37 protein-coding genes are annotated in these 24,610 nt (G+C 41.0%); 6 read left to right on the forward strand and 31 right to left on the reverse strand.

The features are described from left to right. Positions 1–29: 29 nt before the first annotated feature. From rplQ to SKC35_RS06045, 30 genes are all read right to left on the reverse strand, one after another. Entirely contained in the window at positions 30–611 is a 582-nt protein-coding gene (gene rplQ / locus SKC35_RS05900; protein ID WP_377978495.1) for a 50S ribosomal protein L17, read from the reverse strand. Positions 612–698: 87 nt separating this feature from the next. Further along, positions 699–1,688 (reverse strand): DNA-directed RNA polymerase subunit alpha, encoded by a 990-nt coding sequence (locus tag SKC35_RS05905; protein WP_130895420.1) that lies wholly within the window; start codon positions 1,686–1,688, stop codon positions 699–701. 74 nt (positions 1,689–1,762) lie between these two features. Continuing rightward, entirely contained in the window at positions 1,763–2,368 is a 606-nt protein-coding gene (gene rpsD / locus SKC35_RS05910) for a 30S ribosomal protein S4 (RefSeq protein WP_377978496.1), read from the reverse strand. 101 nt (positions 2,369–2,469) lie between these two features. Continuing rightward, complete coding sequence (gene rpsK / locus SKC35_RS05915; RefSeq protein ID WP_130895422.1) at positions 2,470–2,865, reverse strand: 30S ribosomal protein S11; 396 nt, start codon at positions 2,863–2,865, stop codon at positions 2,470–2,472. A 40-nt stretch (positions 2,866–2,905) separates the two neighbouring features. Further along, a complete protein-coding gene (gene rpsM, locus SKC35_RS05920) occupies positions 2,906–3,283 on the reverse strand; it encodes a 30S ribosomal protein S13 (RefSeq protein WP_130895423.1) in 378 nt (125 codons plus the stop codon). A gap of 46 nt (positions 3,284–3,329) precedes the next feature. Next, entirely contained in the window at positions 3,330–3,446 is a 117-nt protein-coding gene (gene ykgO / locus SKC35_RS05925; RefSeq protein ID WP_130895424.1) for a type B 50S ribosomal protein L36, read from the reverse strand. Positions 3,447–3,477: 31 nt separating this feature from the next. Then, positions 3,478–3,696, reverse strand: coding sequence for a translation initiation factor IF-1 (infA, locus tag SKC35_RS05930; protein ID WP_127803117.1), 219 nt, complete (start codon positions 3,694–3,696; stop codon positions 3,478–3,480). Between the two features lie 10 nt (positions 3,697–3,706). After that, a complete protein-coding gene (gene map, locus SKC35_RS05935; RefSeq protein WP_377978497.1) occupies positions 3,707–4,513 on the reverse strand; it encodes a type I methionyl aminopeptidase in 807 nt (268 codons plus the stop codon). Position 4,514: 1 nt separating this feature from the next. Then, positions 4,515–5,837 carry a preprotein translocase subunit SecY gene (gene secY, locus SKC35_RS05940; RefSeq protein ID WP_377978498.1) on the reverse strand — a complete coding sequence of 441 codons (1,323 nt, stop codon included), beginning with the start codon at positions 5,835–5,837 and terminating at the stop codon, positions 4,515–4,517. Between the two features lie 17 nt (positions 5,838–5,854). Next, the gene (gene rplO, locus SKC35_RS05945; protein WP_130895427.1) at positions 5,855–6,301 is read right to left on the reverse strand and encodes a 50S ribosomal protein L15; all 447 of its coding nucleotides are present in this window, start codon (positions 6,299–6,301) and stop codon (positions 5,855–5,857) included. Positions 6,302–6,347: 46 nt separating this feature from the next. Then, a complete protein-coding gene (gene rpmD / locus SKC35_RS05950) occupies positions 6,348–6,527 on the reverse strand; it encodes a 50S ribosomal protein L30 (protein ID WP_223131594.1) in 180 nt (59 codons plus the stop codon). Positions 6,528–6,561: 34 nt separating this feature from the next. Further along, entirely contained in the window at positions 6,562–7,080 is a 519-nt protein-coding gene (rpsE, locus tag SKC35_RS05955) for a 30S ribosomal protein S5 (RefSeq protein ID WP_377978499.1), read from the reverse strand. 9 nt (positions 7,081–7,089) lie between these two features. Next, entirely contained in the window at positions 7,090–7,437 is a 348-nt protein-coding gene (gene rplR, locus SKC35_RS05960) for a 50S ribosomal protein L18 (protein WP_130895430.1), read from the reverse strand. A gap of 42 nt (positions 7,438–7,479) precedes the next feature. Further along, positions 7,480–8,037, reverse strand: a complete 558-nt coding sequence (gene rplF, locus SKC35_RS05965) for a 50S ribosomal protein L6 (RefSeq protein WP_377978500.1) — start codon at positions 8,035–8,037, stop codon at positions 7,480–7,482. 58 nt (positions 8,038–8,095) lie between these two features. Next, positions 8,096–8,491 carry a 30S ribosomal protein S8 gene (gene rpsH, locus SKC35_RS05970; RefSeq protein WP_130895432.1) on the reverse strand — a complete coding sequence of 132 codons (396 nt, stop codon included), beginning with the start codon at positions 8,489–8,491 and terminating at the stop codon, positions 8,096–8,098. 76 nt (positions 8,492–8,567) lie between these two features. After that, positions 8,568–8,837 carry a 30S ribosomal protein S14 gene (gene rpsN, locus SKC35_RS05975; protein WP_130895433.1) on the reverse strand — a complete coding sequence of 90 codons (270 nt, stop codon included), beginning with the start codon at positions 8,835–8,837 and terminating at the stop codon, positions 8,568–8,570. Between the two features lie 43 nt (positions 8,838–8,880). Next, positions 8,881–9,435 carry a 50S ribosomal protein L5 gene (rplE, locus tag SKC35_RS05980; RefSeq protein ID WP_130895434.1) on the reverse strand — a complete coding sequence of 185 codons (555 nt, stop codon included), beginning with the start codon at positions 9,433–9,435 and terminating at the stop codon, positions 8,881–8,883. Between the two features lie 43 nt (positions 9,436–9,478). Further along, entirely contained in the window at positions 9,479–9,814 is a 336-nt protein-coding gene (rplX, locus tag SKC35_RS05985) for a 50S ribosomal protein L24 (RefSeq protein ID WP_130895435.1), read from the reverse strand. 41 nt (positions 9,815–9,855) lie between these two features. Beyond that, positions 9,856–10,224 carry a 50S ribosomal protein L14 gene (gene rplN / locus SKC35_RS05990; RefSeq protein WP_377978501.1) on the reverse strand — a complete coding sequence of 123 codons (369 nt, stop codon included), beginning with the start codon at positions 10,222–10,224 and terminating at the stop codon, positions 9,856–9,858. 45 nt (positions 10,225–10,269) lie between these two features. Further along, the gene (gene rpsQ, locus SKC35_RS05995; RefSeq protein ID WP_130895437.1) at positions 10,270–10,527 is read right to left on the reverse strand and encodes a 30S ribosomal protein S17; all 258 of its coding nucleotides are present in this window, start codon (positions 10,525–10,527) and stop codon (positions 10,270–10,272) included. 67 nt (positions 10,528–10,594) lie between these two features. Beyond that, the gene (gene rpmC, locus SKC35_RS06000) at positions 10,595–10,786 is read right to left on the reverse strand and encodes a 50S ribosomal protein L29 (protein WP_130895438.1); all 192 of its coding nucleotides are present in this window, start codon (positions 10,784–10,786) and stop codon (positions 10,595–10,597) included. Positions 10,787–10,827: 41 nt separating this feature from the next. After that, positions 10,828–11,247 (reverse strand): 50S ribosomal protein L16, encoded by a 420-nt coding sequence (gene rplP / locus SKC35_RS06005; protein WP_130895439.1) that lies wholly within the window; start codon positions 11,245–11,247, stop codon positions 10,828–10,830. A 35-nt stretch (positions 11,248–11,282) separates the two neighbouring features. Next, positions 11,283–12,101 carry a 30S ribosomal protein S3 gene (rpsC, locus tag SKC35_RS06010; protein WP_130895440.1) on the reverse strand — a complete coding sequence of 273 codons (819 nt, stop codon included), beginning with the start codon at positions 12,099–12,101 and terminating at the stop codon, positions 11,283–11,285. A gap of 23 nt (positions 12,102–12,124) precedes the next feature. Continuing rightward, a complete protein-coding gene (gene rplV, locus SKC35_RS06015) occupies positions 12,125–12,499 on the reverse strand; it encodes a 50S ribosomal protein L22 (protein WP_130895441.1) in 375 nt (124 codons plus the stop codon). A gap of 35 nt (positions 12,500–12,534) precedes the next feature. Further along, positions 12,535–12,813, reverse strand: a complete 279-nt coding sequence (gene rpsS, locus SKC35_RS06020) for a 30S ribosomal protein S19 (RefSeq protein ID WP_130895442.1) — start codon at positions 12,811–12,813, stop codon at positions 12,535–12,537. A gap of 4 nt (positions 12,814–12,817) precedes the next feature. Then, positions 12,818–13,645, reverse strand: a complete 828-nt coding sequence (gene rplB, locus SKC35_RS06025) for a 50S ribosomal protein L2 (protein ID WP_377978502.1) — start codon at positions 13,643–13,645, stop codon at positions 12,818–12,820. Between the two features lie 45 nt (positions 13,646–13,690). Continuing rightward, positions 13,691–13,978, reverse strand: coding sequence for a 50S ribosomal protein L23 (gene rplW, locus SKC35_RS06030; RefSeq protein ID WP_223131599.1), 288 nt, complete (start codon positions 13,976–13,978; stop codon positions 13,691–13,693). 36 nt (positions 13,979–14,014) lie between these two features. Beyond that, positions 14,015–14,644: a 50S ribosomal protein L4 gene (gene rplD / locus SKC35_RS06035; RefSeq protein ID WP_130895445.1), complete on the reverse strand. Its 630-nt coding sequence runs from the start codon at positions 14,642–14,644 to the stop codon at positions 14,015–14,017. Positions 14,645–14,681: 37 nt separating this feature from the next. After that, positions 14,682–15,299: a 50S ribosomal protein L3 gene (gene rplC / locus SKC35_RS06040; RefSeq protein ID WP_377978503.1), complete on the reverse strand. Its 618-nt coding sequence runs from the start codon at positions 15,297–15,299 to the stop codon at positions 14,682–14,684. A 432-nt stretch (positions 15,300–15,731) separates the two neighbouring features. After that, positions 15,732–15,920, reverse strand: a complete 189-nt coding sequence (locus SKC35_RS06045; RefSeq protein ID WP_377978504.1) for a hypothetical protein — start codon at positions 15,918–15,920, stop codon at positions 15,732–15,734. 313 nt (positions 15,921–16,233) lie between these two features. On the opposite strand from SKC35_RS06045, the gene fbaA reads away from it, so the two are divergent. The 4 genes from fbaA to SKC35_RS06065 all read left to right on the forward strand — a co-directional run bounded on the left by fbaA (position 16,234) and on the right by SKC35_RS06065 (position 20,286). Beyond that, positions 16,234–17,316: a class II fructose-bisphosphate aldolase gene (gene fbaA, locus SKC35_RS06050; protein WP_377978505.1), complete on the forward strand. Its 1,083-nt coding sequence runs from the start codon at positions 16,234–16,236 to the stop codon at positions 17,314–17,316. 196 nt (positions 17,317–17,512) lie between these two features. Next, entirely contained in the window at positions 17,513–18,232 is a 720-nt protein-coding gene (locus SKC35_RS06055) for a pirin family protein (protein ID WP_377978506.1), read from the forward strand. Between the two features lie 77 nt (positions 18,233–18,309). Next, positions 18,310–19,110, forward strand: a complete 801-nt coding sequence (locus SKC35_RS06060) for a UDP-2,3-diacylglucosamine diphosphatase (RefSeq protein ID WP_377978507.1) — start codon at positions 18,310–18,312, stop codon at positions 19,108–19,110. 6 nt (positions 19,111–19,116) lie between these two features. After that, a complete protein-coding gene (locus tag SKC35_RS06065) occupies positions 19,117–20,286 on the forward strand; it encodes a glycosyltransferase family protein (protein WP_377978508.1) in 1,170 nt (389 codons plus the stop codon). A 58-nt stretch (positions 20,287–20,344) separates the two neighbouring features. Here SKC35_RS06065 and SKC35_RS06070 read toward each other — a convergent pair whose 3' ends face one another. Further along, the gene (locus tag SKC35_RS06070) at positions 20,345–23,551 is read right to left on the reverse strand and encodes an outer membrane beta-barrel protein (RefSeq protein WP_377978509.1); all 3,207 of its coding nucleotides are present in this window, start codon (positions 23,549–23,551) and stop codon (positions 20,345–20,347) included. Positions 23,552–23,721: 170 nt separating this feature from the next. Between SKC35_RS06070 and SKC35_RS06075 the strand changes: the two genes are divergently transcribed. Further along, positions 23,722–24,099 (forward strand): DMT family transporter, encoded by a 378-nt coding sequence (locus SKC35_RS06075; protein WP_377978510.1) that lies wholly within the window; start codon positions 23,722–23,724, stop codon positions 24,097–24,099. Between the two features lie 104 nt (positions 24,100–24,203). Then, the gene (locus SKC35_RS06080) at positions 24,204–24,590 is read left to right on the forward strand and encodes a hypothetical protein (RefSeq protein WP_377978511.1); all 387 of its coding nucleotides are present in this window, start codon (positions 24,204–24,206) and stop codon (positions 24,588–24,590) included. The last annotated feature ends 20 nt before the right edge of the window (positions 24,591–24,610 follow it).

A 24,610-nucleotide genomic window follows, 5' to 3' on the forward strand; every position in this document is an offset into this window, starting at 1 on the left:
AGCCCTTTAAAAAAATAGAAAGAGAAAGATTAAGCGTCTTCTCCTTTTTCTTCTGTGGACTCCTCAGTTGCTGGTGCTTCTGGTGCTGCTTCTTCAGCTGCAACCTCCGCTGCCGGAGCTTCTTCAACAACTTCTGCAGATGGTGCTTCCTCAGCCGCTACTGGAGCCGCAGCCTCAGTTGCTTTTGCAGCGCCACCACGACGGCTACGACGAGTTTTACCCGCTTTCTCCGCTGATGCAGCTAACATTGTTTCGTTGAAGTCAACTAATTCAATGAAGCAGATTTCTGCGTTATCACCTAAACGATTACCTAACTTGATAATACGTGTATATCCACCTGGACGATTCGCTACTTTCTCAGAAACGATAGAGAACAATTCTTTGATCGCTTCCTTATTTTGTAAATAAGAGAATACCACACGACGATTGTTAGTGCTATCTGTTTTTGACTTTGTAATCATTGGCTCTACGTATTTACGTAATTCCTTTGCCTTAGCAACAGTCGTTTGAATACGCTTGTGTAAGATCAAAGATGAAGCCATGTTTGATAACAACGCTGCTCTGTGAGAGGCTGTTCTTCCTAGGTGATTAAATTTTTTACCGTGTCTCATTGTGTTATTTCGTAAGTTAAAAGCTCTTGCGAGCTGCGGTTAGTTTACCTCGCGGCAAACCACCTATTACTTTGTTTAAATTATTAATTAATCTTCGTCTAAACGATATTTAGAAACATCCATTCCAAAGGTCAAACCTTTTTCCTCGATCAATTGCTCTAATTCAGTTAATGATTTCTTTCCAAAATTACGGAACTTCATCATATCAGAGATTTCTAATTTCGCTAATTCACCTAAGGTACGAACGTCTGCAGATTTCAAGCAGTTGTAAGCACGTACAGATAAATCTAAGTCAGCTAATGAAGTCTTCAATAACTTGCGCATGTGAAGTAATTCCTCATCTACTACATTATCTTCTTCTGCTTTAGGAGTTTCAAATGTCATTGTTTGATCAGAGAACAACATAAAGTGTTGGATCAAGATATACGCAGCACCTTTCAATGCATCTTCTGGGTGGATTGAACCATCCGTCTCGATATCTAAAACTAATTTCTCATAATCCGTTTTTTGCTCTACACGTGTGTTCTCAATGCTAAACTTCACATTTTTGATCGGTGTGTAGATCGCATCGATAGCGATGTGTCCGAAGGCTAACTCGTTTGCACGAGGCTCATCAGCGGCCACATAACCACGACCTTTTTCGATTACTAAATCAATTTCAACTTCTTTCGAAGAATCTAAATTGCAAATAACCAATTCAGGGTTTAATATTTGAAAATAAGGAGTAAACTTAGCAATATCACCTGCAGTGATAGCTGTTTGTCCTTTAATTTTCATAGAAACTTTGTTATCCAAAATTTCTTGTGTCTTCTTGAAACGAATTTTTTTCAAGTTCAAGATGATCTCAGATACATCTTCGTGAACGCCTTCAATGGCAGAAAATTCGTGTAACACACCAGAAATCTTAACGCTTGTTATAGCATATCCTTCTAATGAAGAAAGTAAGATTCTACGAAGTGCGTTACCAATGGTAACACCGTAACCTTTTTCGAGTGGCTTGAACTCAAATAACCCGTGGAAGTCTGTGGCTTTTTCCATCACAACTTTTTCGGGCATTTGGAATGCTAATATTGACATATTTCGTAGCTTAAAATGATACTGAAAAAACGTTATTGGTACTCTTAATAAACTCTAGCAATCTCGTTAGGAGATTACTTAGAGTATAATTCGACAATTGCTTGTTCGTTGAAGTTTTCAGGAATCTGATCTCTCTCTGGCATAGCAACAAATTTACCAACCAATTCAACACCATCCCACTCTAACCAGTTGAAGTTCTTAGGAGAACGACCTGCTAAAGAGTTAGATACTACTTCTAGAGATTTTGATTTTGCACGAACACCTACTAATTGGCCTGGACGTAAAGAGTAAGATGGCACATTTACTACTTCGCCGTCTACAATGATGTGTTTGTGAATAACTAATTGACGTGCTGCACGACGAGTAGGAGCAATTCCTAAACGGTACACTACGTTATCTAAACGAGCTTCACATAATTTGATCAAGTTTTCACCTGTGATCCCTGCCTTAACAGCAGCTTTGTGGAACAAGTTTTCGAATTGGCGTTCTAAAATACCATATGTGTATTTCATTTTTTGCTTTTCCTTCAATTGCACTGCGTATTCAGAAACCTTTGAACGTTTTCCTTTACCGTGCATTCCTGGAGCATAGTTTTTACGAGCTAATGCTTTGCTCGGACCTAGAATTGCTTCACCGAAACGACGTGCAATCTTGGATTTGGGACCTGTATATCTAGCCATTTTTCTTAAAAGTCATTGGACCTCTTATGCCCAATGAAGTAATTAAATTGTGAATAAAAAGCGGGGGAAAATAATTACTAATTACCCCTGCATAAAAATTATTAAACGCGACGACGTTTTGGAGGACGACATCCATTGTGAGGCATTGGCGTAATATCTTTGATGATAGAAACTTCAATACCTGAGTTTTGGATAGTACGGATAGCAGACTCACGTCCAGCTCCTGGTCCTTTTACGAAAACCTCCGCTTTCTTCATTCCTGCTTCAACAGCTACCGCTGCGCAGTTAGATGCTGCCATCTGTGCTGCGTAAGGAGTGTTTTTCTTAGACCCACGGAAACCCATCTTTCCTGCTGATGCCCAAGAGATCACTTGACCTGCTGAGTTAGTAATGGAGATAATAATGTTGTTAAAGGAAGCTTTGATATGTACTTGTCCGTTTTGTTCAACGACAACTACTCTCTTCTTCGCTTTATCTTTTCTTTTTGCTTGTGCCATAATTTGAAATGAAATACGAAGAGGTGTTACCCTCTAGTTATTATTTAGTTACTTTTTTCTTGTTAGCAACTGTTTTTCTACGACCCTTACGAGTACGTGAGTTGTTCTTAGTGCGTTGACCACGTAATGGAAGACCTTTACGGTGACGTAATCCACGGTAGCAACCGATGTCCATCAAACGTTTGATGTTCAATTGAACCTCAGATTTCAACTGACCTTCCGTTTTGAATTCAGCAGCGATGATCGCACGGATAGCGCTAGCCTCCGTATCGTTCCACTCACCAGCTTTCTTGTCAAACGAAACCGCAGCTTTCGTTAAAATTTTTTGAGCAGTGCTACGACCAATACCGAAAATATAAGTCAACGCAATTTCTCCTCTTTTTTTGTCGGGAATATCAACCCCTGCAATACGAGCCATATAGGTAATTAATTGTTGTTATTAATCAATTTAAAATTCTGTCGAATTATCCTTGTCTTTGTTTGAACTTAGGATTCTTCTTGTTGATTACGTAAAGCTTTCCGTGACGACGGATTACTTTGCAATCTGCACTACGTTTTTTGATAGATGCTTTAACTTTCATATTAACTGTATTTATAAAATCAAACCTTAAATTACTTGTATCTGTAAACAATTCTAGCCTTACTTAAATCATAAGGGGACATCTCTAACTTCACCTTATCTCCTGGTAAAATCTTGATGTAGTGCATCCGCATCTTGCCCGAAATGTGTGCAATGACTTGGTGCGTATTTTCCAATTCTACCCGAAACATCGCGTTCGAAAGAGCTTCCAAAATAATTCCGTCTACTTCTATCGAGGACTGTTTGGCCATAATTATTAATTTATATATTCAACAATACTGTTGATGTTTTAATCACTTCTTCAATCGGAGCAAAGGTCGTCAAAATAATGGGACCTTCTTTCCCTACCGCAATCGTGTGTTCAAAGTGAGCACTTGGCTTGCGATCTTGTGTACGGATAGTCCAACCATCCTTATCTACTGAGATTTGACGCTTCCCTAAGTTAATCATTGGTTCGATCGCAATGACCATTCCTTCTTTCAACTTAGCTCCTTCCCCGCGACGACCATAATTAGGAACCTCTGGGCTTTCGTGAAGCTTCTTACCTACCCCGTGACCTACTAGCTCTCTCACGACACCGTATCCAAAAGATTCCGTGTATGATTGAACGGCGAAACCAATGTCGCCTACTCGTTTGCCTGGTGCGGCTTGATTCAAACCTAAATACAAAGACTCTTTCGTCCGTTGTAATAATTGAACTACATCCTCAGCGACATTCCCTATAGCATAGGTATAAGCACTATCGGCGTGGTAGCCATTTTTATAAACTCCTCCGTCTATCGAAATAATGTCTCCCTCTTTCAGGATCAATTCACCCGGTAAACCGTGAACCACCACATCATTTACCGAAATACACAATGAATAGGCATATTTCTGGCTTCCTACTTGGTAGTTCAAAAAGGATGGATGCGCGGCATTATCCTTAATGTATTCGTAAGCAATTTTATCTAAAGCCAAAGTACTAACTCCCGGCACAATCGCCTTTGCTACTTCAGCATGACACTTCCCTAGGATTTCCCCATTCTGTTGAATGATGGCTAATTCAGCGGGTGTCTTTAAATAAATCATCTTAACGATTAATCAATTCAGAACGACCTTTCACTCGTCCTGATTGCATTAAACCTTCGTATTTACGCATCAACAAATAACTTTCAATTTGTTGCAATGTATCTAATACTACTCCAACTAGGATTAAGAGTGATGTACCCCCAAAGAAGGAAGCAAAACCTCTCGTCACGCCAAACAAGTTAGCTACTGCAGGAAGAATCGCGATTAACGATAACATCACAGCACCTGGTAAAGTAATACGATCTAAAATTGTTGCAATAAAACCAGCTGTTTCTTCACCTGGCTTCACACCTGGAACAAAACCTCCACCGCGTTTCATATCATCAGAGATTTGAGTCGGGTTAATCGAGATCGCTGTGTAGAAGAACGTGAACACAATGATTAAGAATGCAAATAATACGTTGTATTGCCATGTCGTGAAATCACCGAAAGCAGAGGCAACCGAAGAAGCAAATTCTGATTTTTCAGCAAACGACTGAGCGACTAATCCTGGGATAAACATTAAAGCTTGTGCGAAGATGATTGGCATTACACCTGAAGCGTTTAACTTCAAAGGAATGTATTGACGCTCGCCACCTACTGCAGTTGCTTTGCTACCCACTACTTGTTTCGCATATTGAACTGGAATACGGCGAACTGCTTGAGTCACCATAATCGCTCCCATCACGACGAAGAATAAAGCGATAATTTCAATGATGAACATCAAAGCACCGGACATTCCACGTGAACCTGCTTCTTGTAAAATAGACGCTGGAAAACGAGAAACGATACCAATCATGATCAACATCGAGATACCGTTACCGATACCTTTATCTGTAATCTTCTCTCCTAACCACATACACAACATCGTACCACCGATTAAGATAGCCACGCCATATAAACGGAAGAACCAAGGATCCACCATGATCGCTTCAGTTGGGATCGTCACTTGTAAGTAAGTGAACGCTTGAGCAGCTGTTACGAAAATCGTTAAGATACGTGTGATTTGGTTTAACTTCTTACGACCTGACTCACCGTCTTTCTGCATTTTTTGGAAATACGGAAGGGCAATGGTCAATAACTGAATCGCAATCGAAGCAGAGATGTAAGGCATGATACCTAAAGCAAATACCGAAGCATTACTTAAAGCACCGCCTGAAAAGATATTTAATAAACCGAAAAGACCACCCTCTCCTGCTTGTGTTAACTTAGTCGCGTCTACACCTGGTAAAGCGATATAAGAACCTAAACGGAAGAATGCAATGAAAAGAAGCGTATTAATAATACGGCTTCTTAACTCCTCGATTGAGAAAATATGCTTGAAAGTTGTTATTAACTTGTTCATTCGATTAGAATAGAGGATTAACCAACAATTGCTTTACCGCCAGCTGCTTCAATCGCAGTTTTAGCAGCACCTGAGAAACCTTTCACAGTAACTTCTAAAGCAGATGTTACAGATCCACGAGATAAGATTTTCACTAAGTCAGACTTAGATACTAAACCATTCGTATAAAGTGTTTCAAACGTGATCACCTTAGTTCCGATTGAGTCAGCTAATGCCTGCAATGTATCTAGGTTGATTGCTTTGTATTCTACACGGTTGTGGTTTTTAAAACCAAACTTAGGAACACGACGTTGTAATGGCATTTGACCACCTTCAAAACCTCTCTTACGAGAATAACCTGAACGTGATTGAGCACCTTTGTGACCACGAGCAGAAGTTCCACCTAAACCAGAACCTTGACCACGACCTACTCTTTTTCTAACTTTTACCGAACCTTCTGCCGGCTTCAATGATGATAATTTCATTCTATTGGGGGCTTAGCGCTGCTGTTGCCAGCAACTCGCATGTTAATTAAATATTTTCAACTACAATTAAGTGGTTTACGGCACGAATCATACCCGCAATAGCTGGATTCAATTCTACCTCAACGCTCTTACGGATTTTACCTAATCCTAAAGCTGCGATCGTACGTTTTTGTACTTCAGGGCGCTTAATTGCACTTTTAACTTGAGTAATTTTAACTTTAGACATTGTATGTTCTATTAGAGAGGCTTACGCGCTCTGATTATCCATTAAATACTTTAGCAACAGAGATTCCACGTTGGAATGCTACCGTGTGTGGAGCTCTCATCTTAACTAATGCATCGATGGTTGCCTTCACTACGTTGTGAGGATTAGAAGATCCCTTAGACTTAGCTAAGACATCATGCACACCTACTGATTCTAACACGGCACGCATCGCACCACCGGCGATCAATCCTGTACCTGGAGCAGCTGGCTTAATTAAAACGAAACCACCTGAGAACTTTCCTAATTGCTCGTGAGGAACCGTGTTCTTCAACAAAGGAATTTGGAATAAATTTTTCTTAGCGTCTTCGATACCTTTAGTGATAGCATCAGTTACCTCGTTTGCTTTTCCTAAACCGTATCCTACGATACCAGCACCGTCACCTACGACAACGATTGCTGAGAAACTAAAACGACGACCACCTTTCACTACTTTTGCAACACGGTTGATGGCTACTACTTTCTCCTTCAACTCACCTTCGTTAACCTTTATTGGTTTTGCTTGTAAATGCGACATATCTATTTCTTAAAATTGTAAGCCACCCTCGCGAGCACCTTCAGCTAATGATTTAATTCTTCCGTGATACAAATAACCGTTACGGTCAAAAACTACCTTCTCGATTCCAGCCGCTTTCGCTTTTGCAGCGATCGCTAAACCTACTGTCTTAGCAGCTTCAATGTTGTTGTTCACTTTATCTTTTGTATAAGATGTAGCTGAGAATAAAGTCTTACCAGCTAAATCATCCACTAATTGTGCATATAATGCAGAATTAGAACGATATACAGTTAAACGCGGACGCTCCGCTGTTCCTGCGATTTTAGCACGAATCGCACGTTTAATGCGGGTTCTGCGTAAATTTTTGGTTGTTGCCATTTGTTAACTTGTTTGTGTGGATTTCCGGCCCACGCTTATAATTTATTTTTTACCGCCCGCTTTACCAGCTTTACGACGTACTTGCTCTCCTTGGAAACGAACACCTTTACCTTTGTATGGTTCAACTGGACGTAACGACTTAATTTTCGCAGCTACCTGACCAATTAATTGCTTATCGATCGAGTTTAATGTAACCATTGGATTCTTACCTTTCTCCATTGCAGTTACAATAGCTACTTCAGCAGGAATCGACATGAAAATCGCGTGAGAGTAACCCAAGCTTAATTCTAAAATATTTCCTTGATTTGCGGCCTTGTATCCAACCCCGATGATTTCTAATACTTTCGTATAACCTTCACTCACACCCACGACCATATTGTTGATCAATGAACGATATAATCCGTGCATCGCTTTGTGACGTTTTTGTTCTGTCGGACGAGCCACAGTTAAAACACCCTCTTCAATAGCAATGATCATATCTTGATCAACTTGTTGTGACAAAGTTCCTTTAGGACCTTTCACTGTCACTAAATTACCAGCACTCACGTCTACAGTAACTCCTGCAGGGATAGTGATAATCTTCTTTCCAATTCTTGACATTAGACTTTAATTATAGCTTAAATTCCGGGATCGCTCCCCTTTCAGCGTGAAACAATTATTAATATACGTAACAAAGTACTTCTCCACCTACGTGTAAAGTACGAGCTTCTTTATCTGTAATTACTCCCTTAGAAGTAGACAAGATAGCGATACCCAATCCGTTCAATACACGTGGCAACTCTTCAGCACCATTGTATTTACGAAGACCTGGCTTAGAGATACGAGTCAAGTTAACGATAGCAGGTTGCTTCGTAACTGAGTTGTATTTCAACGCAATTTTGATGGTACCCTGTACGGATGAATCATCGAATTTATAGTTTGAAATGTATCCTTTATCAAAAAGTACTTTCGTAATTTCCTTTTTAATGTTGGAAGCAGGAATTTCAACTACCCTATGGCGTGCCTTCAAGGCATTTCTCAATCGGGTTAAATAATCTGCTATTGGATCTGTCATTGTTTTTAAATTTGCCGCAGGTCTTTTAAAATGGGCCTGCAAAATTACAAAAATGAATTTAATTAATCAAATAATATTACCAGCTTGATTTAGTTACACCTGGAATCAAACCATTGGATGCCATTTCACGGAACGTAACACGGCTAATACCGAACTTACGCATATATCCACGAGGACGTCCTGTTAATTTACAACGGTTGTGTAAACGTACAGGAGATGCATTTTTTGGAAGTTTATCCAATCCAACGTAATCTCCAGCTGCTTTTAAAGCTGCGCGCTTCACTGCATATTTTGCAACTGCTGCTTCGCGTTTTCTTTCTCTTGCTTTTACTGACTCTTTAGCCATTTTGTAAAAATTTAAAGGTTTTTATGAAAGCCTAAAGGGCTATTTATTTTTTTTGATTTGCAAAAGGCATTCCAACCGCTGCTAATAAAGCATAAGCTTCTTCATCTGTTCCAGCAGTCGTCACAAACGTGATGTCCATACCAGAGATCTTGCTTACTTTATCGATTGAAATCTCAGGGAAGATGATTTGCTCTTTCACCCCTAAGGTATAGTTTCCACGACCATCAAATCCTTTTTCAGAGATTCCTTTAAAGTCACGTACACGTGCTAAAGAAACTGTTGTTAAACGATCTAAGAATTCGTACATCTTATCTCCACGTAACGTTACTTTAACACCGATAGGCATATCTTCACGTAACTTAAAGTTCGAGATAGCTTTCTTAGAGATCGTAGCTACCGCTTTTTGACCAGCGATTTGTGTGATTTCCTCGATTGCAATATCGATTAATTTTTTGTCCGACACTGCGGCTCCTACACCCTTGTTGATTACGATTTTAGTAATCTTAGGCACTTGCATGATAGACTTGTACTGAAACTTTTCTTTTAAGCTTGGTACAACCTCCTTAACAAAACGTTCTTTTAATCTAGGTACTGCCATTGTAGTATATTTTGTGGATTTCCGACCCACGGTTAAGTTCTAATTATGCGATAAATTTACCAGTCGCTTTAGAATAGCGTTGTAATTTACCTTTCTCGTTCAATTTACGACCTGTACGTACAGGTTTTCCATTTTCTACTACCATTAGGTTAGAGATGTGGATTGAACCTTCACGCTTCTCGATTCCTCCTTGAGGATTAGCTGCAGATGGCTTAACGTGCTTTGTTTGCAAGTTAGCTCCTTCTACGATTGCACGAGATTTTTCAACGATCACCTGAGTGATTACACCTGTTTTACCTTTCGCATTACCTGCGATCACTTGAACAGTATCTCCTTTTTTAACGTGCAATTTTGCTGGTTTACTTGTATTTTTTTCCATTGTATGATTATTAAATTGGGTTCACCCAATATCTCATCTAATTATAAAACTTCAGGGGCTAGGGAAACAATTTTCATGAATCCTGCATCACGCAACTCACGCGCAACTGGCCCGAAAATACGAGTTCCTCTCGGCTCATCATTTGCGTTTAATAAAACGGCTGCGTTATCTTCGAAACGAATATAAGAACCATCTTTACGACGAATTTCTTTCTTCACACGAACAACTACTGCTCTTGAAACGGTTCCTTTCTTCATACTAGAAGAAGAAAGAGCTGACTTCACAGAAACGACAATTTTATCTCCAATAGAAGCGTATCTTTTGCCAGTACCGCCTAAAACGCGAATGACTAAAACTTCTTTTGCTCCAGAATTATCCGCTACACCCAATCTTGATTCTTGCTGTAACATTATATTTGATCTTTAAATTTTAAATTTTGAATAACAATCTTAGAATTATTTCGCTTTTGCGATTACTTCTAATAATCTCCAACACTTGTTTTTAGAAAGAGGACGTGTTTCCATCACTTTCACTGTGTCACCGATTCCGCACTCGTTGTTCTCATCGTGTGCCATCAATTTTGTTGTTTTCTGTACGAACTTTCCGTACAATGGGTGCTTAACCTTACGGTCAACGGTAATGGTGATAGACTTATCCATCTTGTTACTCACCACTTTCCCAATTCTTACTTTTCTCAGGTTTCTTTCTTCCATGGTTGTTGGATTACTTGTTAAACAATTGGCTGATAGCGTAGTTGAACCAGCCTATTAAAATTAATACTTATGCTTTTGTTGCCGCGCTTAGAGCAGTTTCTAATTTCGCGATCAATTTACGGTTTTGACGAATACGCATCGGATTTTCAATCGGTGAAATAGCGTGAGCTAATTTCAAACGAGAGATATTCTCTTGCTCAGCAGCGATCTGCTTCTTTAATTCTTCAACTCCTAATTTTTGTATTTCTGCGTTTTTCATAACAATGTTATTTGGATGTATTAAACTGTGGGTCTAATATCCTATTCTGAATAATCTCTACGAACAACAAACTTTGTACGCATTGGCAACTTTTGTGCTGCTAAACGTAAAGCCTCTTGAGCAACCGCCAAAGGTACACCTGACGATTCAAACAAGATAGTTCCTGGGCGAACATTAGCTACCCAATACTCAGGAGCACCTTTACCCTTACCCATACGAACCTCTGCAGGCTTCTTAGTGATAGGTTTGTCAGGGAAAACACGGATCCAAACTTGTCCTTCACGTTTCATAGCACGGGTTACCGAGATACGAGCTGCTTCAATTTGACGAGCGGTGATACGACCTGGCTCTAAAGATTTAATAGCGAATGATCCAAAATCAATCTCGTGGCCACGGGTTGCAACACCTCTTACGCGACCTTTTTGTTGCTTACGAAATTTCGTTCTTTTTGGTTGTAACATCTTCTTATAAGTCTAATATCTAATTCAAATATATTTTATCGCTTTCCACCACGGCCACGGTTCGCACCGCCAGCACCTGGCTTATTACGGTCTCCACCTTGATCTGCTCCTTCTGGACGACGGCCACGACCACGGTCATCACCACGTCCACGAGGTCCACGATCACCACCGCGAGAATCCGCTGCAGTAGATTGTAATCCCATGTTTGCATTAGGAGATAAATCTGGCTTACCAAAAACTTCACCGCGGAATACCCATACCTTGATACCAATCTTTCCGTATACAGTTAAAGCCTCAGAGATAGCGTAATCTACGTCAGCACGAAGTGTGTGAAGAGGAATACGACCTTCTTTGTATCCTTCAGAACGTGCCATTTCAGCACCACCTAAACGACCTGATAATTTTAATTTAATTCCTTGTGCACCTACACGCATCGCTGACGCGATTGCTTGCTTCATCGCACGACGGAATGAAATACGAGCTTGTAATTGTTGAGCGATAGCTTCACCGATTAATTTAGCATCGATTTCTGGACGCTTAATCTCAAAGATGTTGATTTGAACATCTTTACCTGTGATTTTCTTTAACTCTTCTTTTACTTTATCTACCTCAGCACCTTGCTTACCGATAACCACACCAGCACGAGCTGTGTTGATTGTCAAAGTGATGCGCTTTAAGGTACGCTCAATAATAACCTTTGAGATAGATCCTTTTGGAATACGAGCGGCTACGTACTTTCTGATTTTCTCGTCTTCGACAAGCTTATCAGCGAAAGTTTTACCTCCGTACCAATTAGAATCCCAACCTCTCACGATACCTAATCTTAATCCAATAGGGTTAATTTTTTGTCCCATTTCTTGTTTTATCTAATAGTCTATTATTCTGCTGAACTGGTTACTAAAGCTGGAGCTTCAGAAGAAGCCACTACAATAGTGATGTGATTTGAACGCTTCAAGATGCGGTGACCTCTTCCTTGCGGAGCAGGGCGTAAACGCTTGATCGAAGCACCTCCATCAACGAAAATCGTCTTGATAAACAAGTCAGCTTCCTCAATTTTAGCATCGACATGCTTGTTTTGCCAGTTAGAAACCGCAGAGAGTAATAATTTCTCTATCGATTTAGCACCAACTTTGGGTTCAAATTTTAAGATACCCAACGCTTTGGATACTTTCTGTCCACGTACCATGTCTGCGACAATACGCATCTTCTGCGGCGACGTAGGAACATTTCTTAATTTAGCAATTGCTTCCATTTTCAATATTGATTAAGACCCGAGAGTCTATCTAATTACCTTTTACCTTTGTCTTTTTTCGCCACGTGACCACGGAAGTTACGTGTGGGAGAGAACTCACCTAATTTGTGACCTACCATATTCTCCGTTGCAAATACAGGGATAAACTTATTCCCGTTATGAACTGCGAATGTGTGACCTACGAAATCTGGAGAGATCATTGAACGTCTAGACCATGTTTTAATCACGGATTTTTTTCCGGATTCGTTCATAGCCTGAACCTTGTTATCAAGGCGGTAATCAATGTAAGGACCTTTTTTTAGTGAACGTGCCATCTAACTATTTTTTTCTTCTACTGATGATAAGACGATTTGTGTTTTTCTTTGGATTACGAGTTTTCTTACCCTTAGCCAATAAACCGTTACGAGAACGTGGGTGACCTCCTGAAGAGCGACCCTCACCACCACCCATAGGGTGATCGACTGGGTTCATTACAACACCACGAACACGTGGACGACGACCTAACCAACGGTGACGTCCTGCTTTTCCTAAGTTCACGTTCATGTGATCCGAGTTAGATACTGTACCGATTGTCGCAAGACAACGAGCAAGTACCATACGCATCTCACCTGAAGGCAATTTCAAGGTTGCATATTTTCCATCACGTGCTAACAATTGAGCGTACGTTCCAGCAGAACGAGCCATTTCAGCTCCTTTACCAGGTTGTAATTCAATTGCGTGCACTAATGTACCTAATGGGATGTTTGCCAAAGGCAATGTATTTCCCACCTCTGGAGCTACTTTCTCTCCTGAGATAACTGTTTGGCCTACCTGGATACCAGCTGGTGCCAAGATATATGACTTTTGACCGTCTGTATACTCAATAAGAGCGATACGAGAAGTACGGTTTGGATCGTATTCTACTGTTAATACCGTTGCAGGAACGTCAAATTTCAAACGAGCGAAATCAATCACACGGTAACGACGCTTGTGACCACCACCGATGTAACGCATCGAGCGACGACCATCTGCATTTCTACCACCCGTTCTTTTGATCGGTTCTAGTAAAGGCTTGTACGGTTTGTCCGTAGTAATCTCCTCGAACGTCGGCGCGATGCGGTGACGTTGTCCTGGAGTTGTTGGTTTAATTTTTTTAATTGCTGCCATTTAATTAGTTCAATTTATCGGGATGAACCCCCTTAGTTTTTTTAATTAGATTCCTTGGTAGAAGTCAATTACTTCACCCGGAGCTACTGTTACAATTGCTTTCTTGATCGTAGAAGTACGTCCAGAAGTGACTTTCGTACGTGTAGACTTGGATTTTACTTTTCCAATCTGACGCATTGTTCTCACATCTTGAACATCAACACCGTACATCTTCTTCACCTCTTTGGCAATCTCAATCTTGTTTGCTGTCAACTCAACAACAAACGTGTATTGGCCTTTCTCTTGCATGGCTTGCGACTTTTCAGTCAAGGCCGGACGTTTAATAATGCCCATTTTTATTTTCGTTTATAACAGAAAATCTTCTGTCAATTAGTTACTGAATGATGACTCAATTTTTTCAATCGCTGCAGTCGTGATTAACAACTTACCTGCGTTCACTAAATCGTATGTGTTCACATCTCCGGCAGTTGTTACTTTCGTTTTTGGAACGTTACGACCAGATAATACTACATTCTTGTCTACTTCTGGAGTGATCAATAATGTTTTTGTGTTATCTAATTGAAGCGCTTTTAACATCGCTAAATACGCTTTAGTTTGTGGTGTTGCGAAAGAAACTGAATCCAAGATCGCGATATCTCCACTTTGAGCCTTAGCAGCTAAAGCTGATTGGCGAGCCAATGCTTTCACTTTCTTGTTCAACTTGAAGTGGTAATCACGTGGGCGTGGTCCGAAGATACGTCCACCACCTTTCATCAAAGGAGATTTCATTGAACCTGCACGCGCACCACCCGTACCTTTTTGTTTCTTAATCTTGCGAGTCGAGCGAGAAACTTCTGCACGCTCTTTCGCTTTGTGAGTTCCTTGACGTTGGTTAGCTAAATATTGCTTCACATCTAAGTAAACCACATGCTCGTTAGGAACGATACCAAAGATTTCGTCAGAAAGAGTAATTTTCTTTCCGGTATCTTTTCCTGCTATGTTATATACTGATAATTCCATGTTTCAGAATGTCTATTGTTTAGGCTAGGCCCAATTTTTAATTTTCAATGATTACGTATGAGTTCTTTGCTCCAGGTACTGATCCAGAAACTACTAATAAGTTTTTCTCTGGATAGATTCTCAAAACTTGTAAGTTTTGAACCTTAACACGATTACCACCTGTACGACCCGCCATGCGTAAGCCTTTGAATACACGAGATGGGAATGAACACGCACCAATTGAACCCGGGTGACGACCGCGGTTATGCTGACCGTGAGTTTGACCACCCACACCGGCAAATCCGTGACGCTTAACAACACCCTGGAAACCTTTACCTTTAGAAGTTCCTACAACGTCCACATACGTATCAAGTGTTAGCATTTCTACCGTTAAAACATCTCCTAATGCAAGAGGCTGCTCAAACGTGCGAAATTCTACCAATTTCTTCTTGGGAGTTGTATTTGCTTTTTTGAAGTGACCCAACAAAGATTTTGTTGTGTGCTTTTCTTTTTTCTCACCGTAGCCAATTTGAACAGCATTATAGCCTTCTTTCTCTACAGTTTTCACTTGTGTAACCACACAAGGACCGGCTTCAATTAGCGTACATGGAACAGCTTTACCGTCTTCCATGTATAGGCTAGTCATTCCGACTTTTTTACCAATAATTCCTGACATAATATGTTAATATTTAAAATATAAATATGCTTACAAGGCTAACGTGGCTTGTTGTAAGACTTTTATTCAAAATCATCGTTCAACTGAACGTGATATAGGAATCTAAACAATAAAAAAAAGCAGAATTGGTATAAGGCGACAAGGTGGGTCCACTGTGGATAACAGTGAAAAAAACACCTTGTGTAGCTTAATATTTAATTAATGGGCTGGGCATTCAACGGTCATTAATTAATACCAGTTCTAACACAAAAATCAAGCTTTCCTCGATTTAAGACCTGTTTGACATGCATTTTATGTGTTTTAAATAAATTCGGGAAGTTCTGCCAACCTCTCTCTGAATAAAAAACTGCGTTTGTCGAACGGGAGTGCAAAGGTAGGAAAAAAAATAATACAAACAAGAGGGTGAGTAAAAATATTTTGAGAATCAAGCAATTAGTCAAATAGTCCGAAGGGAAATAGTCCGGAGGGAAATAGTCCGGAGGGATGGTGAATGGTGAATGGTAAATGGTAAATGGTGAATTGTAGATTATAAAATCCTCCAGACTCCGGACTCATTCCCTCCGGACAACATCCAGACTCCGGACTCATTCCCTCCGGACTACCTACGGACTTCGGACGCATTCCCTCCGGACTCCTTTAGAGTATAGATTATAGAGTAGAGAGTATAGATGGTAAAATCCTCCGGACTTCGGACTCAGTCCCTCCGGACTCCTTTAGAGTATAGATTATAGAGTAGAGAGTATAGATGGTAAAATCCTCCGGACTTCGGACTCAGTCCCTCCGGACTAAATCGCGCAGCGATGACTGCCGCCAGGCCCCAAAATTGGATTTTTCTCATATTACCCCTCGAAAAATCAATAATTATTTGTATTTTTGGGCTTTAGTTGCTGAAAATCAGGCAGTTTTTATTTATTTCCCAAGAAAAAAAAGCATTATGTCAAGTTTATCCAATCAAACAGGAGTGTTGCACGGAGATGCGGTTCAAGAGTTATTTGAAATCGCTAAGAAAAATCAATTCGCTTTACCAGCGGTTAACGTAACAGGTACAGATACTGTAAATGCAGTATTAGAAGCAGCGAAAGCGGTGAATTCTCCGATAATCATCCAATTCTCTAACGGTGGTGGTATTTTCTACGCTGGAAAGACGCTTTCTAACGAGAATCAAGCAGCGGCAATCGCTGGTTCGATCTCTGGCGCTTACCACGTTCACCAAATGGCGAAAGCATACGGTGTTCAAGTAGTTTTACACACTGACCACTGCGCGAAAAAATTATTGCCTTGGATCGACGGCTTATTAGATGCTGGTGAGAAATTCTTCGCTGAGACGGGACAACCTTTGTTCTCTTCTCATATGATTGATTTATCTGAGGAACCTTTGGAGGAAAACTTAGAAATCTGCGCAAAATATTTAGAGCGTATGTCTAAAATGGGCATGACCTTAGAAATCGAATTAGGTGTTACAGGTGGTGAAGAAGATGGCGTGGATAATTCTGACGTTGATTCATCTAAATTATATACACAACCGGAAGAGGTGGCTTATGCTTATGAAGTATTGTCCAAAATCTCACACCGTTTCACGATCGCTGCGGCATTCGGTAACGTACACGGAGTTTACAAGCCGGGTAACGTGAAGTTGCAACCAGTGATTTTGAAGAACTCACAAGAATTCATCAAAGAGAAATATAGCTTAACCGCTGAGAAACCAATCAACTTCGTATTCCACGGTGGTTCTGGTTCTTCTCGCGAAGAAATCCGTGAGGCATTATCTTATGGTGCAATCAAAATGAATATCGATACAGATACGCAATGGGCGTTCTGGGAAGGTATCTTAGGATTCTACAAAGCAAATGAGGCTTATTTACAAGGCCAAATCGGTAACCCAACAGGCGACGATTCTCCGAACAAGAAATACTATGACCCACGTGTTTGGTTACGTAAGGGCGAAGAGACTTTGGTAGCTCGCTTAAAAACAGCTTTCGAAGACTTGAACGCAACGAACGCGAATCAATACTTGTAGTCGACAGTCCGGAGGGATTAAGTCCGAAGGGACTGAGTCCGAAGTAAGGAGTCGAAAAGGACTAAATAAAAAGGAGTCGGAACAATTGTTCCGACTTTTTTGTTGGACGAAAATAAAGAAATGATATTTGTATAAATTTTAACCCTCCGGACTAAAACCCTTCGGACTCTTTCCCTCCGGACTCCGGACTACCTTTATGAAAACCGAACTACACCCCTCTCACACCCGCGGAACAGCCGATCACGGCTGGTTGAAGACCGCCTTTAGTTTTAGCTTTGCTGGTTATTATAATCCGGCGAGAATCCATTTTGGTGCGTTGCGCGTGCTGAATGATGATTTTATTGCGGCGGGGATGGGTTTTGGCAAACATCCACATGATAATATGGAGATCGTGACCATTCCGATGAAAGGCGCGGTGGCGCACGAGGATTCGATGGGAACGAATGGCATTATTAATGCGGGGGATGTGCAGATTATGTCTGCGGGCTCTGGGATCTACCATTCGGAGTTTAATGCGAGTCAAACAGAAGGTTTGGAACTGTTCCAAATCTGGGTCATGCCTAAACTGAAAAATATCACACCGCGCTACGATCAGCGTACCTATAATCCAGCCGATTTTAAGGGACAATGGAAGACGGTGGTTTCGCCACTGGGAACGGACATTGATTCATTGCAAGTAAATCAAGATACCTATTTTAATATCACCGAAATCGCGGAAGGCGAAAGTCTGAGCTATGCGTTGCACGGCGCACAGCAAGGGGCATTCGTATTTGTGATTGAAGGTGGCATCGAAGTGGCTGGCGAGAATCTGGAACGCAGAGATGCGATCGGGATTTCGCAGACGGATCAAATTGAAGTAAAGGCTTCAGCAGCGGGCACGAAGGTGTTGTTGATTGAGGTACCAATGGTTTGGTAGATTTAACAATAGAGTAATATTCTCTTAATAGGGAGGTTAAAGTGATGGTCTATTTTTGGTAAACCAAATAGGCAAACATGGGCCATCATTCACAACCCACCTACAAAACGATCGTTATCTCAGACTTGCATTTAGGTAGCAAGGGAGCTAAAGCAGCCGAGGTAAACGAATTCTTACGCGCACATTCGTGCCACCAACTCATCTTAAACGGCGATATCATCGACGGCTGGCAACTAAAAAAAGGAGGCAGCTGGAAGAAGAAGCACACGGCTTTTTTCCGTTGTGTATTAAAGATGATGGATAAGTGCGATACGGAGGTGATTTATTTGCGTGGGAATCACGATGATTTCTTAGAGCAAGTGCTTCCGTTGAAAATTGGAAAGCAGTTTTCGATTCGCCAAGATTATATGTTGAAGAGTTTTGGCAAGAAATACTTCATCACTCACGGCGATATTTTCGACAGCATTACGAGCCAAATGAAATGGCTAGCCTATTTAGGCGATATCGGCTACACCTTCTTGTTGTGGCTGAATAAATGGTATAATCAATACCGCAGCTGGCAAGGAAAGCCTTACTATTCTTTATCGCAGGTGATTAAGCAGAAAGTGAAGGCGGCGGTGAATTTCATATCGGATTTTGAGGAGAAACTAGCGGAGTTAGCGAAGGCCAAAGGCGCGGATGGCATCATCTGTGGTCATATTCACAAAGCTGAAATCAAAATGATCGACGGAATCGCGTACATGAATTCCGGAGACTGGGTCGAATCCTTAACGGCCTTAGTGGAAACACACAAAGGGGAATGGCAAATCATTGAATTCCCACTATACAATTTGAAAGCAGAGTTAAACGAAATTTTGGGCGAAGCAGTAGCAGTCTAACATAAGATGGGCAAATTCATATTTACCGTACAAGGCGAGGGTCGCGGGCATTTAACGCAAGCGATTTCCTTCACACAAATCGCACGTGAGGCGGGTCACGAAGTGGTCGGATATGCTGTAGGGTCCTTTCAGGGGCGTAAAATCCCATCCTTCTTTTTAGATTTCATTGGCAATACTCCACTATTACAATACAATAGTCCATCCATTATTTTTGGGAATGGGAAATCGGTTCAGCTTTTTAAAACAGCCGCGCAGGCCTTCACGAATTTCAAGACTTTTTGGAAGAGCGCCACGCAATTAGAAGAATTCATCGAAGAATTACAGCCAGACGGAATCGTCAATTTCTACGAGTCCATCACGGGATTATATAAGCTAAAATCGGGATCCAAAATCCCAACGATGTCCGTGGGACATCAATTCCTGTTACTGAACAAGAACTTCGAAAGTATCCCAGAGAAGAAGATCGACCGAATGCTTTTAAATATGAATACGATGATCACGTCGATCGGTTCGAAGAAGCTATTGGGCTTGTCTTTCCGCCCGATCGATAACGACGCAAAGATCGAGGTGGTTCCTCCCCTATTGCGTCAGCAAGTAAAAAGTATTGTTCCTAAGGCTGGCGAGCGTTGGTTAGCGTATTTAACGCACTTCCGTTTATCAGAAGATATCATGGCGTGGTCGAATGCGAATCCGGAGGTAAAATTGGATTGCTTTTGGGATAATCCAGCGCGCAAAGAGACGTATCACTATTCTGACTCCTTGACTTTTCATCCGATTGATGCGGAGAATTATTTGGCTAAAATGACCGAATGTGCGGGCTTGATTTCTACGGCCGGTTTTGAGTCAGTAGCCGAAGCGATGTACTTAGGCAAACCGGCGATGATGGTTCCGGTACCGAATCACATCGAACAGATGATTAACGCGTTCGATGGCGAGATGTCAGGCGCAGGAATCGGCGCTTCTTCCTTCGATTTAAGCATTTTCAAAAACTACCTACCTTCTCACGTTTCGGTGAAAGATCAATACCAGGAATGGGTTTCTCAATCACAGCGTTTGATGGCCGGACATCTAACAGATTTAATTGCACAACCGGTTTATGTGGCAAACTTTGGCCAAAACCAAGGAACGGGTTTATCCGGCATGCTGGGCAGACGAAGATTCCGCTGGTCGCGGTAAAAGGACATAAAAAAAGGCGAATCTCTCGATTCGCCTTTTTCATTTAAAACTAAGTAGATTAGAACGTGTAACGCGCTCCTACCTGCATCTGCCATCTAGATCCCATTTGATCTACCGTGTAAGGCGAAGATGGAACGGCAAACTTGTACGTTGGATCAGCTGCTGTACCTGAATTCACACGAGATAAGCCTAAGCTAGCTGTTGAATTAAAGGTGTTAGGTGAGAAATAGATTCTACCCCAGTTGCTGTTGATCAAGTTCGTTGCGTTCATGATGTCTAAAGAGAACTGTAAATCGTGGCCATTTGACATTTTGATCAAGTGATTCAATTTCAAGTCTAATGTCGCATTCCAAGGGGTACGACCACCATTACGTTCTGTAAAATCTCCTTTACGTGTGCTCAAATACTCATCTGCATTGATGTATGCCATGAATGCTTTCGCTTGATCTGCGGCCGTTCCTAATTTGGCATCCGCAACCATATATTTAGCCGCTTCTGTTTCATCCTTAAATACATAGGCTAAACCAGCTGCTTGTGGTGTATTTGCAATCGTTGAGTTCACAAAACCCCACGTAAATGGAGCTCCTGATTGTGCACTGAATACACCCGATAGAGTGGTTGCACTACCATTCTTGTACACTTTCGTGTATCCGAATGAACCGATAATACGGTGACGGATATCGAAGTTTGAATACGCAATCTTAGGATCATTAGGCGTTAAAGATTGGTTTAACTGCCAGTTAGATTCCATCGAATTACGGATACCGTTCGTTAAGTCAAAGCTTTCGCCAAACGTGTAAGCCGTCATAAACGTAAATCCGTTCGTGAATGTCTTCGAAACTTGAGCCGTTAAGCTGTAACGGTGACCCTCAGAGGTGTTCGATAATTCGTACGCATTTGCGAAGTTCGTGTTCAATTTTTGACCCGTTGCACCGCCTGATAAATAGATTGGCATTTGCTTCAACACGTCATATGAATAGTATTTTACCGAGTCTTTCAAGTTTACTTGTTGGAATTTCAAGTCATTGATCGTCTTTGTGTAGATACCTTCCAAAGTGAATTTGTAACCATCCACCGTATGGTCCACCGCTAAGCTAGAGCGTAATACTTGTGGCATTTTGAAGTTGTTCGCCATCGCATCCACTTGTGTTAAGCTTTTTTGGCCGTTGTTAAAGGCAAACGTCTTAGCGCCATCTTTTAACACATCACCTACATTCTTACCTGCTACGTTGTTTACGTCAAATGACCCAAAACCAACACCGTCATTATAGAATGCATAGCCTAACCAAGCAAAAGGAATACGACCGGTAAAGATTCCTGTTCCACCACGAATAATGGTCGAGCGATCACCATTCACATCGTAGTTAAATCCTAAACGAGGAGAAACTAATACCTGACCAAAAATCGAGTTAGACACTTGATTCAATGGCGTTCCAGCTGTGTAAGTTGTTCCAGCATTTGGATCTACTTTCGTGGCAGCTGTTTGAGGGCTCAACGTAGGCTTGTCCGTGCTAGCCACGTCAAAACGAATACCAGGAGACAATTTCAATTTATCCGTTACTTGAATCTCATCTTGAGCGTAGATACTGTAAAGACCTACATTAAAAGTGGCATAAGGATTGTTTAAGATGTAATCACGATCGTTATTTGAGAAGCTATAAGATCCACGCACACGGTTTACGTTACCCGCTAAGAAATCTGCAACACTTTTGTAAGCCACACGGCCGTTCCAAGAGTTCACAAAACCATAGTTGATATTATACAACTCATTGTGGGTACCGATTAAGAACGTATGATTTCCTTTAAACCACGTAAAGTTATCCGTGATTTCAAAGGTCTTTTGCTTCATATTAAAGATCGTTGCTTCACGCTCATTTCCTAAGAAAATGGTCCCTCCGTTTGCTGCAATTTCCACTTGAGGGAAAGCTGGATTAGCACTAGATGGCTCACGTGAATCGCGAATATCTGAGTAACCTAATACAAAGCTATTTGAAGAGCTGCCAAAGTGGCTCTTTAATTCCGCAACCGTTGAATTCGTACGGTTTACTTGCTTAAAGTCCATCGATCCGAAACGGAAGTTAGACGCATCACGCTCTAAATTCGTCGCTTCAGAAGCTACGTATGAATTACGAATCGATAATTGGTGTTTATCAGAAATATTCCAATCGAAACGGTTAAAGAATTTATTACTCGATGAATTGATAGAATAAGCACCAAAGGCACCTGGATCAAATCCGTAGTTCGTCTTTAAGAAAGAAGAAATAGAGTTTGCTGTCGCAGCATCGATAATGGTACCTTGATCACCTGCTCCGTAAAACAAAGGCTCATTACGACGTGTGATTTCTTCATTTGTAAACCAGAATAATTTGTTCTTGATGATAGGCAAACCTAGACGGAAACCCGTTTGGATATCTGAATAATCCGATGGGATTTTTGAACCGTCTCCTGCGTTGTTTGGTCCTGTAATTAATGAGTTACGACCGTAAGCATAAGCAGATCCTTTCACTTGGTTTGTACCTGTACGCGTAACTGCGTTGATCGAACCACCTGTAAAGTTACCGATCTTCACATCATAAGGAGCTACGTAAACTTGCACGTCTTGAATTGCATCTAAAGAGATCGGATTCGTACGTGTAGAAGAACCAGGCATCCCTGATGTACCGCTTTGGCCCCCTAATGATGGGCTAAATCCGATCGCATCGTTATTAATCGAACCATCCACCGTTACGTTGTTGTAACGGAAATTCGTTCCAGCAAAGGAGTTCGATGAACTACCTTGTGGAGTCAATTTAGTCATATCCGTTAAACTACGCGAGATCGTAGGAACCGTTTTCATCGCTGCTTCGTTTAACGAAGTAACGGAACCTGTTCTTGTACCTCCCTTATCCGCTTTTACCACGACTTCCGTTAACGTTGTCGTTTCTTCCGAAATAACAATATTCACAGACGGATTAGAGCCTAGCGTCAAGTTTAAGTTCTCAGCTTTGAAAGGTTTGAATCCTACGAAAGATACAGAAAGCGTGTAAGGACCACCTGGGTTCATGTTTGCCAAAACGAAGTTACCGTCGATCTGGGTAGAAACACCATAACGCGTTCCTGTGGGCGTATGCACTAAAATCACACTAGCTCCTGGAATTTCTTCTCCTTTCGCATCTTTCACTTTACCCGCTAAAGAAGCGGTCGTCACTTGCGCATTTGCATTAAAAGCAAATAAAGTGAAAACAAAAATTAGTAGGCCGAATGCCTTTTGACTAAAATTGTACATTTTGAATATATTGGTTGTTTGTAGCGCAAAGGTAATACGCGCACCAACCTTCCAATGTTACCAAATTGTTAAGAGAGTGTGAAGTAATTGTTATTGATGGTTTGTTAATCCAGTTTCGATGGTGAAGCGGGTGTTTATTCCTAGCTTTGAGACTTCTATATACTTGTTTTATGGGCAAACCTTGGATCTTTTTATTCATTGCCTCTGCTTTAGAAGCTGCTTGGACCTTTTCCTTGCGCAAACTTGACTTAGTGGCCCTCAAAAATGCCGCAATTGAAAATTCTCTGTTAAGTGCCCCAGTAGGCAGAGAATTAGGTTATTTGCTCACCTATTTAGGTTTAGGAGCCGCTAACATTTTCTTTTTATCCCTATCTATGAAATCCATTCCGATGACGATCGCTATCGCCACCTGGACTTCGGTTTCTCTGATTTTAATCAAAATTTGCGATATTTTTATCCTCAAAAATGCAACAAATATTTACGAATTCTTCTTCCTTGCCCTCATTATCGTGGGGATAGTGGGCCTGAAATACAGTGCCCCCGCCTAAATTCCAATATTAAATTTTTCTATGTTACCGAAATGTTAACACAGATAAATTTCTTTTAATGAATTCTTTCTATAAGTTTGATCATACAATTAAATAAGACCATTATGAGTGAGGATAACAAAAAATTGACCGATCAACTTGTGCAAGCTATCTTGCCTAAACTAAAAGGACTTTCTGAAAAGAACGCAAAGAAGGTATTGCACGAGACACACAAGTCAATTGCTTCCGTTGCTAAGAAATACAGTAAGTTAATTGCAGAGCAAGAAAAAGAAAAAGCGAAAGCAAAAGAGAAAGCTGCAAAAGACGCTAAAAAGAAATCAGAAAAAGAAGCGAAGAAAAAAGCGAAAGAAGGCAAGAAAGTAGCGAAAGCTAAATTATTAGCTTCATTAATCGCAAAAGAAAAACCTGCAACACCAGCAGTGGCTAAAAAGGCGCCTGTTGCTAAAGCTCCAGCGAAACCTAAAGCAAGAACTCCTAGAGCTAAAAAATAAAGTTTGAGATATGAATAAAA

Source organism: Aquirufa originis (assembly GCF_042714495.1).
Taxonomy (GTDB): Bacteria; Bacteroidota; Bacteroidia; order Cytophagales; family Spirosomataceae; genus Aquirufa; species Aquirufa originis.

What these genes read in the sequence shown, in the direction of transcription:
- rpsD (WP_377978496.1), bottom strand. Translation starts at nt 2,368, where the DNA reads ATGGCTAGATATACAGGTCCCAAATCCAAGATTGCACGTCGTTTCGGT.
- secY (WP_377978498.1), bottom strand. Translation starts at nt 5,837, where the DNA reads ATGAACAAGTTAATAACAACTTTCAAGCATATTTTCTCAATCGAGGAG.
- SKC35_RS06045 (WP_377978504.1), bottom strand. Translation starts at nt 15,920, where the DNA reads ATGCGTCCGAAGTCCGTAGGTAGTCCGGAGGGAATGAGTCCGGAGTCT.
- rpsM (WP_130895423.1), bottom strand. Translation starts at nt 3,283, where the DNA reads ATGGCTCGTATTGCAGGGGTTGATATTCCCGACAAAAAAAGAGGAGAA.
- rplC (WP_377978503.1), bottom strand. Translation starts at nt 15,299, where the DNA reads ATGTCAGGAATTATTGGTAAAAAAGTCGGAATGACTAGCCTATACATG.
- rpsS (WP_130895442.1), bottom strand. Translation starts at nt 12,813, where the DNA reads ATGGCACGTTCACTAAAAAAAGGTCCTTACATTGATTACCGCCTTGAT.
- SKC35_RS05905 (WP_130895420.1), bottom strand. Translation starts at nt 1,688, where the DNA reads ATGTCAATATTAGCATTCCAAATGCCCGAAAAAGTTGTGATGGAAAAA.
- ykgO (WP_130895424.1), bottom strand. Translation starts at nt 3,446, where the DNA reads ATGAAAGTTAAAGCATCTATCAAAAAACGTAGTGCAGATTGCAAAGTA.
- rplW (WP_223131599.1), bottom strand. Translation starts at nt 13,978, where the DNA reads ATGGGCATTATTAAACGTCCGGCCTTGACTGAAAAGTCGCAAGCCATG.
- rplD (WP_130895445.1), bottom strand. Translation starts at nt 14,644, where the DNA reads ATGGAATTATCAGTATATAACATAGCAGGAAAAGATACCGGAAAGAAA.
- rplE (WP_130895434.1), bottom strand. Translation starts at nt 9,435, where the DNA reads ATGGCAGTACCTAGATTAAAAGAACGTTTTGTTAAGGAGGTTGTACCA.
- rplF (WP_377978500.1), bottom strand. Translation starts at nt 8,037, where the DNA reads ATGTCAAGAATTGGAAAGAAGATTATCACTATCCCTGCAGGAGTTACT.
- rplB (WP_377978502.1), bottom strand. Translation starts at nt 13,645, where the DNA reads ATGGCAGCAATTAAAAAAATTAAACCAACAACTCCAGGACAACGTCAC.
- rplR (WP_130895430.1), bottom strand. Translation starts at nt 7,437, where the DNA reads ATGGCAACAACCAAAAATTTACGCAGAACCCGCATTAAACGTGCGATT.
- rpsK (WP_130895422.1), bottom strand. Translation starts at nt 2,865, where the DNA reads ATGGCACAAGCAAAAAGAAAAGATAAAGCGAAGAAGAGAGTAGTTGTC.
- infA (WP_127803117.1), bottom strand. Translation starts at nt 3,696, where the DNA reads ATGGCCAAACAGTCCTCGATAGAAGTAGACGGAATTATTTTGGAAGCT.
- rplQ (WP_377978495.1), bottom strand. Translation starts at nt 611, where the DNA reads ATGAGACACGGTAAAAAATTTAATCACCTAGGAAGAACAGCCTCTCAC.
- fbaA (WP_377978505.1), top strand. Translation starts at nt 16,234, where the DNA reads ATGTCAAGTTTATCCAATCAAACAGGAGTGTTGCACGGAGATGCGGTT.
- rplN (WP_377978501.1), bottom strand. Translation starts at nt 10,224, where the DNA reads ATGTTACAGCAAGAATCAAGATTGGGTGTAGCGGATAATTCTGGAGCA.
- rpsN (WP_130895433.1), bottom strand. Translation starts at nt 8,837, where the DNA reads ATGGCTAAAGAGTCAGTAAAAGCAAGAGAAAGAAAACGCGAAGCAGCA.
- SKC35_RS06070 (WP_377978509.1), bottom strand. Translation starts at nt 23,551, where the DNA reads ATGTACAATTTTAGTCAAAAGGCATTCGGCCTACTAATTTTTGTTTTC.
- SKC35_RS06055 (WP_377978506.1), top strand. Translation starts at nt 17,513, where the DNA reads ATGAAAACCGAACTACACCCCTCTCACACCCGCGGAACAGCCGATCAC.
- SKC35_RS06060 (WP_377978507.1), top strand. Translation starts at nt 18,310, where the DNA reads ATGGGCCATCATTCACAACCCACCTACAAAACGATCGTTATCTCAGAC.
- rplP (WP_130895439.1), bottom strand. Translation starts at nt 11,247, where the DNA reads ATGTTACAACCAAAAAGAACGAAATTTCGTAAGCAACAAAAAGGTCGC.
- SKC35_RS06075 (WP_377978510.1), top strand. Translation starts at nt 23,722, where the DNA reads ATGGGCAAACCTTGGATCTTTTTATTCATTGCCTCTGCTTTAGAAGCT.
- rplV (WP_130895441.1), bottom strand. Translation starts at nt 12,499, where the DNA reads ATGGAAGCAATTGCTAAATTAAGAAATGTTCCTACGTCGCCGCAGAAG.
- rpsH (WP_130895432.1), bottom strand. Translation starts at nt 8,491, where the DNA reads ATGACAGATCCAATAGCAGATTATTTAACCCGATTGAGAAATGCCTTG.
- rplX (WP_130895435.1), bottom strand. Translation starts at nt 9,814, where the DNA reads ATGGAAAAAAATACAAGTAAACCAGCAAAATTGCACGTTAAAAAAGGA.
- rpmC (WP_130895438.1), bottom strand. Translation starts at nt 10,786, where the DNA reads ATGAAAAACGCAGAAATACAAAAATTAGGAGTTGAAGAATTAAAGAAG.
- SKC35_RS06080 (WP_377978511.1), top strand. Translation starts at nt 24,204, where the DNA reads ATGAGTGAGGATAACAAAAAATTGACCGATCAACTTGTGCAAGCTATC.
- rpsQ (WP_130895437.1), bottom strand. Translation starts at nt 10,527, where the DNA reads ATGGAAGAAAGAAACCTGAGAAAAGTAAGAATTGGGAAAGTGGTGAGT.
- rpsE (WP_377978499.1), bottom strand. Translation starts at nt 7,080, where the DNA reads ATGTCGCATTTACAAGCAAAACCAATAAAGGTTAACGAAGGTGAGTTG.
- rplO (WP_130895427.1), bottom strand. Translation starts at nt 6,301, where the DNA reads ATGAAATTATCATCATTGAAGCCGGCAGAAGGTTCGGTAAAAGTTAGA.
- SKC35_RS06065 (WP_377978508.1), top strand. Translation starts at nt 19,117, where the DNA reads ATGGGCAAATTCATATTTACCGTACAAGGCGAGGGTCGCGGGCATTTA.
- rpsC (WP_130895440.1), bottom strand. Translation starts at nt 12,101, where the DNA reads ATGGGACAAAAAATTAACCCTATTGGATTAAGATTAGGTATCGTGAGA.
- rpmD (WP_223131594.1), bottom strand. Translation starts at nt 6,527, where the DNA reads ATGTCTAAAGTTAAAATTACTCAAGTTAAAAGTGCAATTAAGCGCCCT.
- map (WP_377978497.1), bottom strand. Translation starts at nt 4,513, where the DNA reads ATGATTTATTTAAAGACACCCGCTGAATTAGCCATCATTCAACAGAAT.